This is a genomic window from Paracoccus sp. IB05, assembly GCF_016405985.1.
Lineage (GTDB): Bacteria > Pseudomonadota > Alphaproteobacteria > Rhodobacterales > Rhodobacteraceae > Pseudogemmobacter.
Genome location: NZ_JAEFCF010000102.1, coordinates 1 through 661 on the forward strand (window position 1 = coordinate 1; position 661 = coordinate 661).

Consider the following 661-nt stretch of genomic DNA (forward strand, 5'->3'; position numbering starts at 1 on the left):
CTGATCGCGGCACGGACTGGCCTTTCGCCTGAAGCTGTGCGGGCGATGACGTTTTGGGATCTGCGGCCTGAAGCGCGTATGATGATCGCGCGCGCGCATGGACGTCGTTGCCCGGCTTGCCCATCGGACATCCGTCGAAGAACCTCGGCGCTGCCTTGGGCCTTTCACTGTGCGGTCCACGTTGCGGACTTACAGGATGCCGCCGGCGGCTCACTTCCGGCCATACTGGGCGACGGGCCGATGGCCGCATTGGAGAGGGCTGTGAAAGCCGGTGCGACCGTTCTCGAGGCTTGGGCGCATGGCGTCGGGCAGCAGGGCTTCGGCCCGGTCGAGATGCTGGCGCTGCTGACGGCGCGACACCGGCGTGCCTCGCCGCTGTCCCTGAGGGAGCAACCGCGCATGTCGCTCCAGACCCGGCGGAACTACCACGAATTCCTCACCACGCCGATCACTCGACAGGCGCTAACGGTGATCGTTCCCGAATACGATCGGGTGGCCCCGGTGCTGACAAAACCGGTCCTGTCTGGGCAGCGCAGTCTCGCTCAGGGTTCGCTGTTGCAATCCTTCGCGCTGACGGTAGGCATCGGCCGGATAGCTGAAGATCCTGTCGCGCGAGCGATCGACGTTCTGCTCGCCAGTGATGCGGACGGGGAAGGGCGGG

At 66.0% G+C, this 661-nt stretch carries 1 pseudogene; it reads left to right on the plus strand.

The window, feature by feature from the left end:
• Window positions 1-261: 261 nt before the first annotated feature.
• Window positions 262-661, plus strand: a pseudogene (locus tag JC607_RS25225) (hypothetical protein); the annotation flags it as partial.